This window comes from Aquirufa originis (genome assembly GCF_042714495.1).
Taxonomy (GTDB): domain Bacteria; phylum Bacteroidota; class Bacteroidia; order Cytophagales; family Spirosomataceae; genus Aquirufa; species Aquirufa originis.
In genome coordinates, this window is record NZ_JBBKXY010000002.1 from 266,809 (window position 1) to 285,609 (window position 18,801).

Genomic DNA, 18,801 nt, shown 5'->3' on the forward strand with positions numbered 1-18,801 from the left:
CTTATTTCAGTTGGTAAATACGTACAATTTCTTTTATTTCTGCCAAAGTCCGCGTGGGCGTCCCATAGCTTATCGGCAATTTCGAATAGGTTTGGAAGTACAGTAAATGGGCATCGTGCCACAAAACAGACTCCCGTTGTTGCGCGGCCAAACGACCGCGAACATCCGCAAAAATCTCCGGATCCACCTTGCCTTGCAGCGAATCCCAGTCCTTTTGCAAATCCTTCACTTCCTGCAAACCAGTATTTATGCGGTAGCAGAATTCATCCCAAAGCGTCCGCCCAGAAGTCAATTTCTCTTTCCAACCCACGTGGTGGAACCACAATAGATAGTTCAGATCCGTCTTCGCCGGATCAAGCCACTGTTGTGCGACCGCTGGATGGTATAAACTCAAGGCATTGCTTCCCGACGCTTTTCGGTCAAAACCTAGACCCACAGAATCCGCTCGGTGGTAATATATCGAGGTCCAATCCGGACGTTGGCTGCGCTCGAGCCAAGGCTCCGGGCCCCAGTGAATGCTTTGGCCCATCACGTGGTGCAAGCCTAAAGGTGTCGTGAATTTCACATAGGTGTCGCGGGATTTCATCAGAATATCCGAAGCTGTTTTCACTGCTTTTTCGTCGTGGGTCAACGTCTGCTTTACCCACTCGTCCGCAATTTTTTCGGAGCTTAATGTGTGATCCCAAGCCAATCGGCCGAATGCATACCAGTTTGCTTGCGACAGTAAATGTCCTGTCCAGTTTCTGTCGGAACCCGTGTTTGCCACGCCCGCCATCATGGTGATTTGGTCGTTTCCTAGGCTGCCGTCGATGACTTTGGCGACGGTGGAACCTTTGCCGTTTTGGTAGGTATCTGAATCCAAGCACTCTTTGAAGAGGATGGATTGGTAGAAAACGTTCGTGCTGAAACCCGTGTATTCTTGGGTGATTTGGAATTCTAAGGCCAAAGGCGTCTTCGGCATCGCACCGAATAAGGGGTGGAATGGTTCGCGCGGCTGGAAGTCGATGGGACCATTCTTCACTTGTACGATCACGTTTTTCGCGAAGGTTCCATCCAAAGGTTTGAAGTCGTTATAAGCCTCTTTGAAGCGATCGCCTTTGGGATTAGGGGCATAAACGAAGGCCCGCCAAATGACGATTCCATTAAAGGGTTGCATCGCCTCCGCTAACATATTCGCGCCGTCCGCGTGGGTGCGACCGAACTCTTGTGGACCCGGTTCGCCCTCAGAATTTGCCTTTACTAAGAAGCCGCCAAAATCCGGAATCTGCGCATAAATTTCTTTCGTTTTCGCCGTCCACCAAGCGCGCACTTGGGGGTCTAGCGGATCCGAGGTTTTCAATTTTCCCACCAGTTTAGGAGAGGCAAAATTCACGGATAAAAATAGCTTGATGCCGTATGGGCGGAACACGTCGGCGAGCACTTTTACCTTCGCTAAATACTCCGGCGTCATGAACCGCGCCGAGGCATTTACGTTGTTCACGGAGACCGCGTTGATCCCGATGGACGCGTTTGCCCGGGCGTAATCCGTGTAGCGCGGGTCGACCGTTTCCGGCAATTCGTACCATTTCCACAGCGATTGCCCCGCGTATCCGCGTTCGATCGTGCCCATCACGTTGTCCCAGTGGTTCAACATGCGGAATTTGACTTTGGGCGATGAGCTGAAGTTTGCCAAAGGCTTCTCCTGCTGAATCATCCGTAACAATTCGAAAACCCCGTACAAAATCCCGCGGTCAGAGCTGGCTTTGATTTGAATTTGCGGGCCTGCAACGATGCTAAAAGCTTCTTCTTTTAAGCTCGGGTCTTTCACGAATTGAATACTTCCATTCTTTGCTAGGCTCACCGGCGCCACCCCCGTCAACCCTTTCAAACCATTCGTTAATTCTTTCTTCGCCGTCACTAAAATGGGCGTCGAGGCAAACTCCGATGAAATCGATTTTGCATACGGCGCATAACGAGCCGCGGATGCGACTTTGTCAAATTTCAACCACAAGCGGTAGCCATCATCCGCCTTCAAAGTAAAACTACAAACCACAAAAAACACCGCTAAAAAGGAGCGAATCGCTAATTCTAATCCGCGGATTTCCGATAAACCACGCAATCGTCCGATCGCCGAATAGCCTGGATAGGTTTTCTTTTTCAAATCATCTAACATTTGGTGACCATGATCTGGGCGCATCGGAATCTGTTCTCCCCCTCTTCTTTTTTCTTCTTCCACCACCGCTTTCACCACTTCAAACATATCCACATCACCCGTTAAATGCGGCGCCTCGTGGAAAATCAAGGGATCATTCTGTTCTCTAAAAGTCGTCCGCAAATGCAAGAAGTGAATGCGATCTGCGAAGCGACGAACCATACCAGGTAAATCATTATCCGCTCTCACCCCTAACGAACCAGTGCAGAACGTAATTCCATTCGCGCGTTCTGGAGTAGCCGCCATCAACGCCGCCAAATCCGCTTCCGTACTCACCACCCGTGGCAAGCCCAATAAAGGGAAAGGAGGATCATCCGGATGGATGCATAAGTTAATACCTAATTCCTGTGCCAAAGGCGCAATGGATCGCACAAAGTAGTGCAAGTTTTCGCGCAATTGGTCGGCAGATATATCCTTGTACTCGTCTAAAAGACTTTGGAAATTGGCTAAATGAAAGGCCTCCTCTGAGCCGGGAAGACCTAAAAGTGCTGTATTTTTTAATTCTTTTATTTCGTCAGAAGTCATCGTCGCGAAACGCTGTGAAGCCGCAGCCTGAACCGCCGGCGTATAATCCGCAGCGGCGCCCGGACGCTGTAAAATATGCAAATCAAACACCGCGAAATCCGTCCAAACAAAACGCAAAGCGCGTGCCCCATCCGGCATCTCGAAATTCAATTTTGTCCGTGACCAATCGAGCACGGGCATGAAATTATAGCACACGGTTTTGATGCCGCATGCTGCCAGATTTCGCAAAGAAGTCTTGTAGTTTTCAATCAACCCAGCGCGAGACGGCAAGGCTTTCTTAATCCCCTCGTGAACCGGCAGTGATTCCACGACTGACCAATGTAAGGGCGTCCAATCCTGATTCCCCGCTTCAATAATAGCAATGCGTTCTTGAATGGCTTCGATAGGCCAAACTTCCCCCACCGGAATTTGGTGCAATGCGGTAACGACTCCTGTGCATCCGGCTTGACGAATATCCATCAAGGAAACCGGATCGTTCGGACCGAACCAACGCATCGTGTGTATCATTGTATTTTGTTTAGAGGCTTATGCTTATTAAAGTGCAAAATGCACAAAAAATACTGATTAAAAAACCAACTCATACCTCGCCGATCTCCCCGCCCCCACCGGCGTAAATACCTGCATTGAAACGAGTTCCTGAAGATCGCGGGAGGCGGTGGCTCGGGAGGTTCCCGTGATTCCCACATATTTGCGGACATTCATTCCGCCTTGGAAAGAGTCAGGACCGGCTGCTAGCATGCGGTTGATGACTTTGTTTTGGCGCTCATTCAGTTGGTGCTCGAAGACGGCGAAGAAGTGCCATTTCGAAATGGTGAACTGGATGAGTTTGTCGGCAAAGGTTTGGGCTTCTAACAATGTTTGCACGAACCACTCGATCCAATCTGTGATGTTAAGCCCTTTTTCTGCTTGCTGGAGGGCCTGATAATAGGCCTTTTTGTTTGCCTCTATGGCTTTGGAAATACTAAAAGGCAAAGGACATTGAAGACCCTGCGAAAGCGCTTTCTCCACGATGGCGCGACCGATACGGCCATTGCCATCCTCAAACGGGTGAATCGACTCGAAATACAAGTGAGCGACCGCCGCCTTAACCGGTGGCGCCATCCAAGCTGACTCGTTAAACCACTGTAAAAATTGCGCCATTTCGGGTGGAACGCGCGAAGACGGTGGAGCCTCGTAATGAATGGTAGGCCGAGCGACAGACCCAGAAACAATCTGCATGGGCGCCTCATCCGTCCGCCATTCGCCCGCATTTATCTGCGGCGTATTACCCATTAATTTTGTATGCCAAAGCTTCAGCCGCTCCTCCGTCAATGGCTCAGCAAACGAATTCCGCACATCCATTAACATCTCACTCAGCCCAATAACATCCTTATTTTTAGGCAAATGCGGACTCGCTAAACCTAAATTCCGACGAACCGAAGACATAATATCTAATTCGCTGTAGTGTTCCCCTTCAATGGCAGACGTCTTTAAGGCCTCCGCCACCATCAATTGAATCATCATTTCCGTCCGATCCTCCACAGGCAAAGCAGCTAATTTACCGCTCAATTCGCCTGATTTCTGCATAAATGCAAAGATTTGCGGCTCGATACGATTCGTATCGAATTCAAAATGGGGCCAAGAAACGCGTTGCCAATTGTACATGATGAGGCGATTAGGAAGTATAATCGCCTCAAATATAAGCATTTTTTGAGGCGATTAGCACAATTAATCGACTCATTTTTACACCCCCCTACTAAATTGAGTCACAGCCTCCGCGGTCGCCAGCAGTTTCAGGTCAAAAGCCTTGCAGATATTGCGGATGAAATGCTTGCCTAGATCTGTGACGATGACGCCGTGTTCACCCCAGGTGACGAGGTCATCGATCGCAAGTTCGTCGAGTTCGTGAAAGGTGTATTGGCGGAGGACTTCAAGGTCTTCTTTGTGGAAATGGGTCTTGCCTTGGCAGGCGATGTCGAGGATGTATTGGCGCATTTTTTGGTCCATCTGACTTAAAAAATAGCCCTTGAAAACGGCCAGTTCGCCGGCGTGGATTTGCTGGTAATATTCCTGAATGGTCTTCTTGTTTTGGGCAAAACCATAGTAAATGTCGCTGATGCTCGAGACGCCTAAACCTAAAAGCAAACCCGTCTGCTGCACCGTGTAGCCCATAAAGTTGCGGTGCAAGGTGCCCTCGTTGTGCGCTTTGACCATCAAATCCGATGGGAGCGCGAAGTGATCCATCCCGATGTCCGTGTAACCGGCGGCGCGGAAAAGCTCCTTGCCTTTTTGGTACAACTGCATCTTCTCAGACGCCTCCGGTAAATCGTTTTCGTCAAAAAGTCGCTGCGCCTTGCTCGTCCACGGCACATGCGCATACGAATAAAAAGCAATACGATCCGGCCGCATCGAAATCGCATCCTGAATGGTCTTTTCGATCCGCGGCAAGGTCTGCAAAGGCAGGCCATACACTAAATCCAAGTTCACCGATTCATACCCGATCTCTCGCGCCCATTGCACCACCTGTTTCACATTTTCCAAAGGCTGCACCCGATTAATCACCTCCTGAACCTGCGGATTACTGTCCTGCATCCCAAAACTCACGCGGTTAAATCCCAGCTCAAAAAGCGTTTGCAAATGTTCGCGGCTCGTGTTATTGGGGTGACCCTCGAAACCGAATTCGTGGATCTTTGGCACAACGGAATCCGCTAAAATTCCCTGCAACATCCGCTGTAAATTCTGCGGCGAAAAGAACGTAGGCGTCCCGCCTCCGATATGCAATTCCCGAATAACCGGCTTAGAGCTCATCGATTTTCGGTACAAATTCCACTCCTGTAACAGCACATCGATGTACTCCTCCTCCACGGAATGGTTCGTCGTAATGCGCTTATTACAGCCACAAAAAGTGCAGAGTTTCTCGCAAAAAGGCAAGTGAATGTACACGCTAATCCCCTCCTGTTCATTGCTCTCCTCGAAACGACGCACAAACATCCGTTCCCAATGTTCGCTGTCAATCGTCTCATCCCAAAACGGTACCGTCGGATAACTCGTGTAGCGCGGAATCGCTACGTTGTACTTGTTCAATAAATCTAGGCTTACCGGTTGCATGGGGGCAAAGGTAGCTTTGAGAGGATTGTTGAAAAATGACGAATGTCAATTTTGCTTTCAGCAAAATTAAATGGTGAATGATAAATGGTAAATGGTGAATGATCTGATTTGAACTGTTCTGCATTTATCGATCACAAAAAACCTATTTATCGATCATAAAAACGTAAATAATGATCGATATTCCCAATTATCATGATCGATAAAACCACCCCCATTTACCATTCACCACTTACCATTATCTATAATCTCTCCCCATTTATTCCTGCTTCATTTAATTAAAATTGTTAATTTCAACCCTATGCAACAATGGATATGTAATGAGCCTGGAGTTTTGGTTTCTCAACAAGTAGAAATGCCTCAGCGCACACCCGGATTTTCCCTCCTTCGCGTACGTAACATCGGCATCTGCGGAACGGACATTCACGCCTTCGCTGGCAACCAACCCTACTTTTCCTATCCCCGCATATTAGGCCACGAACTGGCAGTAGAAATCGTGGAATCTGACACCTTTTCGCCGGGAGAATTAGCGACGATTATCCCCTATTTTAATTGTGCTACTTGCGGGGCTTGCTTAATGGAGCGGCCGAACTGCTGTGAGAATATCCAGGTTTTTGGGGTGCATACAGACGGCGGAATGCGCGAATATATCGTGGTAGAAGATCGTTACATTTTACCGGGGAATGGCCTTTCAGCAGATGAACTTGCTTTAGTAGAACCTTTAGCGATCGCCGCGCACGGACTTCGCCGCGCGGAACTAAAAGCAGGTGAAAAAGTCCTCGTGATGGGTGCCGGACCTATTGGTTTATTCACGATTTTATTGGCTAAAATTCAAGGGGCTTTAGTCGAAGTAGCGGAACCTAATAAAGCTCGTTTGCAATTTTGTGTCGACAATTTAGGGGTTTCGGAAGCTTCCTCAGCGGCCTACAGCACCGTCATCGATGCCACCGGAAATCTAAACGCTATTGAATCAGGTTTCGCCAAAATGGCGCACGGTGGAAAATACGTTTTGATCGGATTACAAAAACAGGCCATCTCCTTTTCACATCCGGAATTTCACAAAAGAGAAGCCACTTTAATGAGTAGCCGAAACGCAACTTTGGAAGACTTCCACTACGTCATAAATTTATTCCGCGATGGTAAGATTCAGGCAGATAAATTCATCAGCCATCGCTTCACAAAAAATCAAGTTCCTGGTATTTTTGCAAAAATTAACGAGCCCACTCAACAAGTAATCAAGGCGATGATTACTTTAGCGGAATGAAACCACTACTCCTATTCTGCCTACTTTTAGGCGCCTGTAAATCCCAAGAAGTGCTACCTGATAATTGCTACAAAGGGCGTCTTTCCCTAAAGGGTATTTGCAATAATTACGTGATTGAATTGATAGGAGGAACGATTGATTTATCTAAAGTTGAAACTACTTGGGAAAATCCCTCAACGGGGAAAAAATATACCAATGCCTTCGCACTTTCAAACCCTTGCGCCTTACCTGTTAGCCTGAAAGAAGGGGACGAATTCTTTTTCAAGTTAGACTCCACCCAGCTGACAGAAGTATGCATTACTTGCAAGGCTTACAGCCCGACTCCTAAAAAGGCCTTACCTATCTCAATCTGTCCCTAATTGATTTTGAAATTAGTCACCTCATAGCCGATTTCTTCGTCCGCCATCATTTCCGAAAAGTCGAAGAAGACATTCGTGGGGTAGCCATAAGTGGCATTAAAATTCAGCACTTTCTTCGCTGGATTTTTGTCGACGTTCGCCTTAATGACTTGCAATAATTCCGGGATCGTATACATCACACCGTAGCGCTCCGCAGCATTATAGGGCGCGCCATTTACGGTGGTTATTTTACCATTTTGAACGACAATTTGATGTGGCCCCACATATTCCAGGGGACAAAAGCAAACCCGTTTAAAGGAAAATGAATAGTTAACAATTTTCTTTTCGTTCCAAAGATTCAGATTTGCCGTCGCATCATCTAGCGGCTCCACGGTTTTGCAGCCTAACATACTCAAACAGAAAAGAAAGAGTAATTTCTTCATTACAGCGCTAAGCGGGTGAATAGACCTACATTATCTTTCTCCATCTTCATCGGTCCATAATAATCGAAATTCGCACCTAGACCAACTGTGAATTTTCCTTTAGTAATACCCGCACGCAACATCAAGGCACTACGCGCGTGAGTTCCTTCGCTTAAACTAGCGACATGTAAAATCTGGGCTTTGGAATAAAAAGAAAGATCTTTCGAAATAGCCGGCTTAAATTCGACGATACCAATAGTGGAGATGTTACGCGAAGGCTGTAAATTAATATTGGGATTCAATAAAAATAACCACGTCCGATTCGCCTTAAAATACTGCAAACCCACCTGTGGCACTAAGCCTAATTTATAATGCCATTCCGCTCCAGCCGTCGCTCGAATATTCCCAAAAAGCTTATACGTGAGGTTATTCACAATCACTAATTCCGTCTCTGAAGCGGTGTTATTATAATCCACCATCCCTGTGCTGAGATTAAAATAACTCAACTTCCCATCCGCTGAAACGGGGCGATTGATAACACCGATAAACTGAACACGGTTATTGCCAAAAGTCGCCTCCACCGGAAGTGGCGGAAGGGGAGCGTGGTCTTGACCAAAAACAGCTACTGAACAGAAAAGTAAAATGGTGAATGGTAAATGGTGAATGGTGAATATACGTTTCATACAAAATAATAAAATACCCAGGCAACGATCCCGCCGATAGCTAACCAAAGCATCCCGTTCGCGCGTTTCTTCTTTAAAAATAATAACAAAATTAACCCCGTTACCGAGATTACAATCATAAAGATCGCAGAAAAGTCAATGACCCACGACCACGATTTCCCGGTATCACGTCCTTTGTGTAGGTCGTTGATCACGGCGATAATACCCATCTTCGTTTCCGTCAATTCGTATTTCCCATCCGCGCGATTCACGAAGAAATCTGCCGTATAACCAGGTCCTTGAAAGGAGATCGAAATCTCTTCTTCATCGATTCGGAAATCGTTCAATTGTCCCTTAATACTATGGTTCGCGCGAAGCTGCTCGACGATGTCGAGTTTAGGAATTTTAGCAGTGTCAGCCACCGAAACCCAGCCAGCTTTCACAGAACCTTTCTGCTCAGAAACAACCGTGCTTTCTGGAAACCAATCCACATGGTTCAGGGTCAAACCCGTCACCGAAAAGAACAAGACAATAATGAAACTGAACATCGACAAATAGATGTGCAGCCACCTCGACCACGTCGCTAAATCTCTCATTTACTTCGCTTTATAAACCAAAGAAGCCGCCGTCATCTCCTCGCCGCCTGGTAATGTTTGGCTAGTTGACTTCCCGTTAAACTTCATTTCTTGCTTAATCAACTGATACGTTCCGTGCTCTCGAGCCGCCTCAATAAACACGGTATATTTCCCCAAAGGTACATATTCCCCCGCATCATTCTTTCCATCCCAAACCAAGGTATACTGCCCCGCCCCACGCGTCGCACCCGTCACCGAAGCCGCATCGAATTCCACTTCTCTTTTCGCCGCAAACCATGAACGTAAATCTGGCAACCAACGTGGCTTATTATACCAAACCGCGATTCTTCTCACTGGCTTGTGGTTCTCATCTTCAATCCAAACCGCCACAAACGGACGACGTGCGCGTCCTTCGAATCGCGCTAGTTCAAAATTGATATCCAATGTTTGGCCTGCAGTCCACAATTTCTCTTTGACGTTCACTAAGCTGATCGCAGACTTCTCCGTAGAAGTCGCAGGCCAGTTCTCACTTCTATATTCCGCACCCTCTTTGTCCACGATTAAATAGGATGCCTCTGGATACTGCGCCGCTAAATCGATCGAAGCAGCCACCCCTACTACGTTAAATGCGGTTGCCAAAGCCCCCGCCGTCACCGCATCCACGTGGGCCACCGTCGCCGAAATCACTTCCGAAGCAGGTTCCGCCGTTCGCGGATCCATGATGTGCGAATAATGCACGCCATCAATATCGGAACCTCTGCGGTAATCACCGGATGTCGCCACCGCTTGATTATTCACTTGGATATAGCCCAAAACCTCCGCGTTCTCTCCCGCATTTCGCGGATCAGACACACCTATTTTCTCCGTCCAATCCCCTTTCACCACAAAATCACCCCCAATATTCACGACCACTCCAGCCACTCCGTACTCTTTCATCGCCTCTGCAGCTGCTTTCTCCATCACATAAGACTTCGTAAAGCTGTGTAATTTCAATTCTGTCTCCGTTAATCGCGTCGCTCCGTTTTCGTCTAGTGACCAATGTGCTTGATTCACTTCGTTCACCGCCAAAGCTAAGTCTGAAGTTGAGGGAATTTCCGATGTCCACATTTTGGCGATATGTTCCGACGCCGGATTCAAAGCTCCGTCCGTTTTCAAATTCCATTCTTCGAAATGCTGTAACACCTCACGTAATTCGGACGAAATTTCAATGGACTCGCCATGTGACGAGCGCCATACATTAAACTCCGAAGATTCACGAGAGGAAAGAATGTCGTTCAAGCGATTAATCTCCGCTAACACCTTGGATTCTGCGATGGAAGCTGCGGCCTCTGACGAAGCGATGATCTTAAGATCTAGAGAAGTACCTAATACATTTTCAAAATGGGAGGTCAAAAGGCCATGAGACGAGGCTGAGGGCGTTAAACTAAGTAGACTTAGGGCGATTGAATGGATCATAGGGTTTGCATTTAGACCACAATATTGAAAATTTATCAGGTTTATGGAACGATATTTGCGATAAAGCGTAGAGATTTGTAGATATAATCGGGAATAAAATGAAAATAGAAATTTGGAGTGATATCATGTGTCCGTTTTGCTACATAGGCAAAAGGCATTTGGAAAAAGCATTAGAAACGTTTCCTGGAAAGGACGAAGTGGAGATCGAGTGGAAGAGTTTCCAATTAGACCCCACGATTCCGATGGAACTAGGCGAAGAAACGAGTGTCTACGATTATTTAGCTGCGCGCAAAGGAATCTCCTTAGAGCAAGTGAAGCTGATGCACGACCGCGTTTCAGACATGGCAGAAGCGGTAGGCTTACACTATGATTTTGATCAGGCCAAAGTCGCCAATTCCCTTAAATCCCACCACCTCATCCAATACGCGAAAGACCAAGGCAAAGGCGATGCCATCGAGGAACGCTTGTTTCAAGCCTATTTTATGGAGGGCAAAAACCTAGCACTCGACGAAGCGCTTGTAGCATGTGGAGAAACGGTAGGACTAGAACGCGCGGGAATTCTGAATGCCTTGCAAGACGAAAACTACGCGTACCGCGTGAAACAAGATATTCAAGAGGGAGAAAACCTGGGCGTGCGAGGCGTGCCCTTCTTTGTTTTTGACAGAAAATACGGCATTTCTGGGGCGGAACCCATCGAAGTGTTTACGAAAACGTTGCTACAAACAGCCGCAGAACAATAACAGCCGCGGAACAATAAAAAAGGGCCTCCATCGAGGCCCTTTTACTTAAAGACTCTTCAAATACGCAATGCTAATCGGAACAAATTGCTCTTCTTGATTACTTTCGTCTTCGATGAAGCAATGCTCGATGCCGTTCTTCTTCGCAAGTTTGATGATTGCTTTCCAATTTCCTTGACCCGTTCCCACTGGCACATCGTTTTCAGCTGGAGTTCCGCCAGTTAAATCGCCTGCCACACCTTTGCGCAAATCTTTCACGTGCATTAGCTTAAAACGCGTAGGGTATTTCTTCAATAATTTCTCTGGCATCGAAGCGCCACCACCGTGCATCGTCCACAACACATCCATTTCGAAAGAAACGTATTCCGGATTCGTATTTTGGATGATATAATCTAAGAGTGTTTCATCTTTGCCAAAAGGCTGGAACTCATAACCATGATCATGGTAGCAAAGCGTCAATCCATTTTCTTTGAATTGCTTTCCTGCTTTATTGAATAAGGCAACTGCCTTTTCTGCCTCTTCTAAGGTAAATCCACCACGCACTTTGTGAGGAATCCAAGCACACATCACGAATTTAGCGCCTAATGTTTTTGCGTTTGCAATCGCCTCCGCAGGATTCTCTAGTTGATCGTAACCCACACCGGATGAAGGAATACTAATGCCGCGATCCGCACACATTTGCTTGAATTGTTCTGGGGTTTGACCCTTTTGGGCCCCTCCTTCGATCTCCGTGATCCCCATGGATTTAATCAGGTCGAGTGTCTTCGCTACATCTTTAGGGAATTGATTCCGGAAAGTATAGGCTTGAACACCAATCGGATAGGTGTATAATTTTTGCGCCTGCAGGAACGCTGGTAATGCCAAAAGGCAAACAATTAACAGTTGTTTAATTTTCATATGTATAGGTTTTGTGTAAAAATGACTTTTTTTTGTGAATAAATTAAGAATCTTAAAAAAATATTTTCCCATGCCCATCACCTATATACCTCAGCCTCAAATCACCACTCAAGACTTCATCGACATCCTGGATAAATCGACCTTAGGCTTGCGCCGCCCTCTAGCTGACAAGGAAGCGATGCAGATCATGTTCGATCACGGCAATGTCTATGTGGGAGCTTACGATGGTGAAAAATTAGTGGGTTTAGCGCGCGTTATGACCGATTTTGTCTTCTCTAGCTACCTATCTGATCTCGCGATTGATGAGGCATATCAGCACCAAGGCATTGGCAAACAGCTCATTATAGAGGTGAAAAAATTTATTCCTAAAGCTAAAGTTATCCTATTAGCTGCCCCTGCAGCGGAGGGGTATTATCCTAAAATTGGGATGAAAAATCACGGACATTGCTACGTTTTAGATAGCGTAGATGAAATCAAATAGTTTGGATTTTTCTTTGAATTTTAAACATTCTGTGCTTGTTTTCGGTTTGAAAACCAAATAAACATTTGGCAATCAGTATAAAACCCAAATTAATTCTATCATTTTTTAACCCAATTTTTGCAAAATTCATCGCTTATGAAAACAAAAATTACTAGCCTTTTGACACTAATCTTAGTGTTCATGATGCAGGTATCGTTCGCCCAGAAAGCAACGAAAACTGTAACAGGTACGGTAGCAGATGAGAACGGCCAACCTTTAGTGGGCGCATCTGTCATCGTAAATGGAACAAAAACGGGAACAAACACAGACAAGTCTGGTAAGTTCTCTATCGCGGCCGCGGATGGCCAAAGCTTAACTTTCAGCTTCGTAGGTTACAACAAATCTACCGTAGCTGTAACGAGTGCCACTTCATCTGTTCAAGTAGCATTAACATCTGACAACACGTTAGATGAGGTTATCGTAACGTCTTATAGCACGTCTACAAAGCAATCTTTTACAGGTACGGCGAAAGTCGTAGATGCGAAAAACATCGAGCGTAAAAACTTCTCTAACATCTCTAAGGGATTAGCGGGTGAAGCAGCTGGTGTAACTGTCATCAACTCATCAGGACAACCGGGTTCTTCAGCATCCATTCGTATCCGTGGTATCGGTACGGTAAATGGTAGCCGTGGTCCACTTTACGTGTTAGACGGTGTGCCTTTCGAGGGAAATATCAACTCAATTAACCCGGGTGATATCGAGAACACAACGATCTTAAAAGATGCGGCTGCAACAGCGATCTACGGTTCTCGTGGAGCGAATGGGGTGGTTGTAATCAACACGAAGAAAGGTTCTAAAACAGGTGAGGCTGTGATTGAATTAGAATTAAAATCAGGCCAAAACATGAGCTTGTTGCCTCGTTATAGCACTATCCGTAACCCAGAGCAATACATCGGGTTAACTTGGGAAGGTTATTATAACAAAGGTGTTGCTTTAGCGAACGCAAACCCTACGGCTTATGCAAACACGAACTTGTTTGCGAACATGCCTAACTACAATATGTGGACAGTTCCTGCGGCTCAATTAATTGATCCAGCTACGAAACAAGTAGTTCCAGGAACAGCGCGTCGTTACAATCCAGAAAACTGGTCTGATTTTGCATTCCAAAATTCAAATCGTAACGAGGCTAACTTAAAGATCTCTGGAGGAAATAGCAAAACACGTTATTTCGCTTCTTATGGTGCTTTAGAAGATATTGGTTATTCCATCAATACGGATTACAAGCGTTATTCAACTCGTTTGAACTTAACGCACAATCCGAAGTCTTGGTTAAGCTCGACTACGAACATTGGTTATTCTTACGGTGTTACAAACAATCCAGGTCAAACATCTGATTCAGGATCTGTATTCTGGTTTGTAGATAACTTACCTCCGATCTATCCACTATTCTTGCATGATAACACAACGTCTCAATACGTACGTGATCCATATTACAATGGATACCAATATGACTACGGTGTAGGTCGTGGTTTTGGAGCCTTAACGAACTCGATTGCTGATGCGAAGTTAGGTATCCGTAATAGCAAGTCACACGATGTGAATGCTGCTACATCTTTGAATATTCAAATTAGCCCTTCTTTATCTTTTGAGAACAAGTTAGGTTTACAATATTCAAACTCTAGCCAAGACACGCAGAATAATCCATTCTATGGTCCTAACTCAGGTCAAGGTGGTTACATCTACAAGGCTAAAACAGAGAACTTAAACTACAACTTGTTAAACTTATTACGTTACAAGAAGTCGTTTGACGCACACAACGTAGAAGCATTCGTAGCACACGAAAGCTATGCAACGGAAACGAAATACATGTGGGCTTCGATGTACAAGTTAGTAATGCCAGATGGTGTTGAATTCAACAACGCGGTTATCTCTAACCCTCCAGGATCTTATTTGAATAACTATTCATTAGAATCATATTTCGGACAATTGAGCTATGACTATGATGGCAAATACTTCTTATCTGCAACGGTAAGACGTGACGGTTCATCTCGTTTCTTGAAAAACAAATGGGGTGATTTCGGTTCAGTAGGTGCTGCTTGGTTAGTATCAAAAGAGGCGTTCATGGAAAATGTTCCATTGATCAAAGATTTGAAATTGAAAGCCTCTTATGGTCTAATTGGAGAGCAAGGTGGTATCGGTCTTTATCCTGGATATGACTTATTCCAAGTACAAAACTTGAACTCAAACATCTCTTTATCATTCGTTTCAAAGGGTAACCCAGATTTAACTTGGGAGATTTCGAAGCAAATGCAAATTGGTACTGAATTCAAATTAGGTAAGTACTTAGACGTTGCTATTGATTACTATACGAAGACTACGGATAACTTGATCTTCGATCGTAAAGTAGGACCTTCAGTAGGTTATGCTTCTTTACGTGTGAACGATGGTGCTTTACGTAATACAGGTCTTGAATTCGACATTACAGCTCACTTGTTACAATCGAAGAAGAACTACTTAGACTTCACAGTTAATGGTGAGATGATCAAAAACGAAATGCTTCGTTTACCAATCGACCCAGCAACAGGTAAAGAAAAAATCATTGACATCGACGGTGCTTACGGTAGAGCAGTAGGTCACTCAATCTTCGATTTCTATGTACGTGAATACGCAGGTGTGAACCCAGAAACGGGAGTATCTGAGTGGAATGTATATTGGGTAGATTCAAATGCAGATGGTATTCGCCAAACAGCAGAGAACATCCCATCTCTAGCAGATTTCCAAGCGAAAACTCCTGAGCAAATGGCTCAAGTGAAAGTATCTAGAACGGCTACCTATGCAGACGCTACAACGAAATTCGTTGACAAATCTCCATTCCCTACAGTTAGAGGTGCATTTAGCTTGAACGGTGGTTTAGGAAACTTTGACATTAACATGCAATTCCTTTACAGCTTAGGTGGATACGCGTATGATGGTGCTTATGCTGGTTTAATGAACTCAGGTGGTGCTGCAGGTGGTAACAACTACCACACAGATATTTTAGCTCGTTGGACAAAAGCAGGTTCTGCAACAGATGTTCCTCGTTTATCAGCAGGTCAAGATGCGAACGTTAGTTCTACATCGACTCGCTTCATCACGAAATCTGATTTCTTAGCGTTGAACAACGTTCAAATCGGTTACAAGGTTCCTAGCAAATTCTTCAGAAACAGCCCTATTTCAGGTGTATATATCTGGGTATCTGGAGATAATTTATTCTTAGCATCTGCTAGAAATGGTTTCAACCCAAGTACGGCTGAAACAGGAGGATCTGACACGTATCGTTATTCTCCATTGTCTACGATGACCGCAGGCTTAAGAGTTAAGTTTTAATTTTTTAAACGAAATAGAAAGATGAAAACAGTATATAAATTTTTATTTGCGGCTGTTCTAATGGGAACGGTTAGTTGTAAAGAAGAATTTTTGCAGACGGAACCGACCGAATTGATTTCAGCGAATCAAATCGCGGAAGCTTCTGCCTTAAATCCAGGTTTACAATCTGCGAACGTATCCGGAATTTATGCTACCATGTATGGAGCTGGTTCTGGCGGTACAACGGGTCACGATGACTTTGGCCATAAATCATACGATATCTACGGAGATTTACTTTCTGGAGATATGGCTTTAACATCCGTTATCTACGGTTGGTTTAGAACAGTTACGGAGTTCCAAGCAACTCAGGATTACACAGTAGATGATAACTACCAAGCATGGCGCTTCTACTACCGCTTAATCTTTGCTGCTAACACAGTAATCGATGGTTTAGGTGGTAGCAATGCCATCCCAGGAACGGCTTCAGGTCGTTGGTACATGGGTCAAGCGAAAGCGATGCGTGCATTCTCCTATTTCTACTTAGCGCAATACTACCAAAACGAGTACGTGCCTACTGAGAAAATCTTACCATTGTACACAAACACGACAGATCCAAACTTGCCTAAGAGCACTGCAGCGGACGTGTACGCGTTAATGATCAAAGATTTAACAGATGCACAATCGTTATTGTCTGATTTCACTAGAGCTTCGAAAGCGGAAGTGAATGCAAACGTAGCAAAAGGTATGTTAGCGTACGTACACGGTGCGATGGGTAACAACGCGGCGATGAAAACAGTGACTGCTGATATCATCGCAACCGGTGGATTCAAAATCATGACGGCAACGGAAGTGGTAGGTGGTTTTAACAACGTAGCGACTAGCCAATGGATGTGGGGCGTGGATATCACGACTGACTCTAAGTTAAACTTGATCTCTTGGTGGGGCCAAATGGACAAATATACCTATTCTTACGCTTGGGCGGGAGACGTGAAAGGTATGGATAAAGGTCTATATGACTTAATCCCGGCAACTGACGTAAGAAAAGCACAATTCTCCGTAGCTGATAAATTAGCGCCAATGGGTAAGTTCTACCACCCGAACAAAGTAATCGGTGGTCAAAGAACAATCGACGCGGATTACATCTACATGCGTGTGGAAGAGATGTACTTGTTAAATGCAGAAGCTTGTGCTAAAACAGGTGACGAAGCAGGTGCAAGAAAGTCGCTTAAAGCAATCATGGCCTTACGTGTTCCTGATGCGTCTTACATCGATGCATTAACAGGTAAAGCGTTGACTGATGAGATTTACTTACAGACTCGTATTGAGCTTTGGGGTGAAGGAAAGTCGTACTTGTCGTTAAAGCGTAACAAAGGAACGGTAAACCGTGGTTCTAACCACTTGAAGTTCGTAGGAACACCTATCCTTTACAACGATACACGTTTGACTTTGAAGATTCCAATTCAAGAGATTCAAAACAACCCGAACTTGAATAAGTAATTAAGATTACACTGAAAAGCCGCTCCTTCTTTCGAGGGAGCGGCTTTTTTGTTTATTTAAGCTTAGTCGTATCGACACGGCTAGGCGTATCTTGTCCGGAAATGATGCTGGTCGCGCTCTTCGCGATAGCCTTGATGATTTCGGTCATATTGTCTAGGTCCAAAGTCTGAACTTCATCACTCGCCTTGTGGTAATTAGGCTCGCTGTCCATTTTCGAAGTAGAAATGGTGTGTGCTGGAACGCCTAGTTCGGCTAGCGTGGCATTATCAGAGCGGTAGAACAAGTTTTGGTCTACGTACGGATCCGGATAAAAAGTGAACTGGGTTCCCACTAAATTCTTCTTCAGGATTTCACCCATCGAAGACTTCTCATAACCCGTGATGTAGGCGCTATTTTTACCCCATTTACTTTCTGTACCGATCATCTCTAGATTGAACATCGCCATCACTTGATCCGGATTAAATTGCTTGGAGAAATAGACGCTTCCGTGTCCTCCACTTTCCTCTGCCGTAAAGGCCGCAAAGATCAAGGTGCGTTCGTTATCTCGCTTTTTAGCGTAATATTTAGCGAGCATCATCACCGCCGTAGTTCCTGCGGCATCGTCGTTTGCGCCGTTGTAGATGGAATCACCTGCTACTGGCTTGCCAATGCCTAAATGGTCATAGTGGCCTGAGAAAATCACGTATTCGTTCGGACGGCTTTTGCCGGGAAGGATGCCCACGACGTTAGACAGTTGTAGTTTCTCTACTTGCTGCGTCGCGCTTACTTTAAACTTCGTCGGAATGGTATTCGCAACCACGAAAATAATGGTGGATTGATTTTCTCTCAGCGGACCTCTGCCGGAAAGGCGCGGGATGTATTTTGCAAAGCTCTCGTGCAAGAAAGCGATCGTAGGTTTTTTTGCGCTCATAATGCGGTAGGCATTTTGGCCAAAATTCTCTCCTTCCTTAATGCTCACCACCTCAAAACCCGATTTTTCGTCGATCTGGATGGTCGCTTCTTTGGAAATAATAGCGACTGCTGGACACAAGGTTACATCGTCAACGATCGCTGTAAAATTAAGCACCTTCGACTGATACATCGGGAAACTCTGCAAATAAGAGCCATTCGTCTTCTGCAAACCCGCTTTTTCGAATTCAGCGGAGATAAATTGCGCCGCCTTTTCGATACCTGGCGTGAAGGGTTTTCTGCCCGCCAGCTCGTCAGAAGCTAAATAGGTTTCGATACGCTCGGTTTCTGAGCGTGTAATGATTTTGTTAATTTTCTGCGCTTGAGCCAATAATGGCAGCGCTAAGAGTAAGAGGATTTTTTTCATCGGAAGATTTTATTCCGACAATATTACACAATTA

General features: G+C 45.3%; 15 protein-coding genes. 6 read left to right on the top strand and 9 right to left on the bottom strand.

Features of this window, described 5'->3' with window-relative positions; all coding sequences use genetic code 11:
* Window position 1 precedes the first annotated feature (1 nt).
* From uxuA to hemN, 3 genes are read right to left on the bottom strand one after another with little or no spacing between them, the layout of a single operon-like run.
* Window positions 2-3,223: a mannonate dehydratase gene (uxuA, locus tag SKC35_RS06585; RefSeq protein WP_377978594.1), complete on the bottom strand. Its 3,222-nt coding sequence runs from the start codon at window positions 3,221-3,223 to the stop codon at window positions 2-4.
* Between the two features lie 57 nt (window positions 3,224-3,280).
* Window positions 3,281-4,402, bottom strand: coding sequence for a Fic family protein (locus SKC35_RS06590; RefSeq protein WP_377978595.1), 1,122 nt, complete (start codon window positions 4,400-4,402; stop codon window positions 3,281-3,283).
* Between the two features lie 36 nt (window positions 4,403-4,438).
* Window positions 4,439-5,803 carry an oxygen-independent coproporphyrinogen III oxidase gene (gene hemN, locus SKC35_RS06595; RefSeq protein ID WP_377978596.1) on the bottom strand — a complete coding sequence of 455 codons (1,365 nt, stop codon included), beginning with the start codon at window positions 5,801-5,803 and terminating at the stop codon, window positions 4,439-4,441.
* A gap of 298 nt (window positions 5,804-6,101) precedes the next feature.
* Here hemN and SKC35_RS06600 point away from each other — a divergent pair, with 298 nt between their 5' ends.
* Both SKC35_RS06600 and SKC35_RS06605 read left to right on the top strand, forming a co-directional pair.
* Complete coding sequence (locus tag SKC35_RS06600; RefSeq protein WP_377978597.1) at window positions 6,102-7,064, top strand: zinc-binding alcohol dehydrogenase family protein; 963 nt, start codon at window positions 6,102-6,104, stop codon at window positions 7,062-7,064.
* Complete coding sequence (locus SKC35_RS06605) at window positions 7,061-7,423, top strand: hypothetical protein (protein WP_377978598.1); 363 nt, start codon at window positions 7,061-7,063, stop codon at window positions 7,421-7,423. Before SKC35_RS06600 ends, SKC35_RS06605 begins: the two co-directional genes overlap by 4 nt.
* Here SKC35_RS06605 and SKC35_RS06610 read toward each other — a convergent pair.
* From SKC35_RS06610 to SKC35_RS06625, 4 genes are read right to left on the bottom strand one after another with little or no spacing between them, the layout of a single operon-like run.
* Window positions 7,420-7,845, bottom strand: a complete 426-nt coding sequence (locus tag SKC35_RS06610) for a DUF6174 domain-containing protein (protein WP_377978599.1) — start codon at window positions 7,843-7,845, stop codon at window positions 7,420-7,422. The genes SKC35_RS06605 and SKC35_RS06610 overlap by 4 nt on opposite strands.
* Window positions 7,845-8,507: a hypothetical protein gene (locus SKC35_RS06615; protein ID WP_377978600.1), complete on the bottom strand. Its 663-nt coding sequence runs from the start codon at window positions 8,505-8,507 to the stop codon at window positions 7,845-7,847. The genes SKC35_RS06610 and SKC35_RS06615 overlap by 1 nt, the downstream gene beginning before the upstream one ends.
* Window positions 8,504-9,082: a PepSY-associated TM helix domain-containing protein gene (locus tag SKC35_RS06620; protein ID WP_377978601.1), complete on the bottom strand. Its 579-nt coding sequence runs from the start codon at window positions 9,080-9,082 to the stop codon at window positions 8,504-8,506. The genes SKC35_RS06615 and SKC35_RS06620 overlap by 4 nt, the downstream gene beginning before the upstream one ends.
* Window positions 9,083-10,516 (bottom strand): DUF2271 domain-containing protein, encoded by a 1,434-nt coding sequence (locus SKC35_RS06625; protein ID WP_377978602.1) that lies wholly within the window; start codon window positions 10,514-10,516, stop codon window positions 9,083-9,085.
* Between the two features lie 98 nt (window positions 10,517-10,614).
* Between SKC35_RS06625 and SKC35_RS06630 the strand changes: the two genes are divergently transcribed.
* The gene (locus SKC35_RS06630) at window positions 10,615-11,256 is read left to right on the top strand and encodes a DsbA family oxidoreductase (protein WP_377978603.1); all 642 of its coding nucleotides are present in this window, start codon (window positions 10,615-10,617) and stop codon (window positions 11,254-11,256) included.
* Between the two features lie 45 nt (window positions 11,257-11,301).
* Here the strand turns inward: SKC35_RS06630 and SKC35_RS06635 are convergent, their stop codons facing one another.
* A complete protein-coding gene (locus tag SKC35_RS06635; protein ID WP_377978604.1) occupies window positions 11,302-12,150 on the bottom strand; it encodes a sugar phosphate isomerase/epimerase family protein in 849 nt (282 codons plus the stop codon).
* Window positions 12,151-12,220: 70 nt separating this feature from the next.
* Here SKC35_RS06635 and SKC35_RS06640 point away from each other — a divergent pair, with 70 nt between their 5' ends.
* The 3 genes from SKC35_RS06640 (at window position 12,221) to SKC35_RS06650 (ending at window position 17,452) form a co-directional block, all read left to right on the top strand.
* Window positions 12,221-12,631: a GNAT family N-acetyltransferase gene (locus tag SKC35_RS06640; protein WP_377978605.1), complete on the top strand. Its 411-nt coding sequence runs from the start codon at window positions 12,221-12,223 to the stop codon at window positions 12,629-12,631.
* A 180-nt stretch (window positions 12,632-12,811) separates the two neighbouring features.
* On the top strand, window positions 12,812-15,976 hold the full coding sequence (locus SKC35_RS06645; protein WP_377978606.1) for a SusC/RagA family TonB-linked outer membrane protein: 3,165 nt from the start codon (window positions 12,812-12,814) through the stop codon (window positions 15,974-15,976).
* A 21-nt stretch (window positions 15,977-15,997) separates the two neighbouring features.
* Window positions 15,998-17,452 (top strand): RagB/SusD family nutrient uptake outer membrane protein, encoded by a 1,455-nt coding sequence (locus SKC35_RS06650; protein ID WP_377978607.1) that lies wholly within the window; start codon window positions 15,998-16,000, stop codon window positions 17,450-17,452.
* A 52-nt stretch (window positions 17,453-17,504) separates the two neighbouring features.
* Here SKC35_RS06650 and SKC35_RS06655 read toward each other — a convergent pair whose 3' ends face one another.
* Window positions 17,505-18,767, bottom strand: coding sequence for a M28 family peptidase (locus SKC35_RS06655; RefSeq protein WP_377978608.1), 1,263 nt, complete (start codon window positions 18,765-18,767; stop codon window positions 17,505-17,507).
* Between the last annotated feature and the right edge of the window lie 34 nt (window positions 18,768-18,801).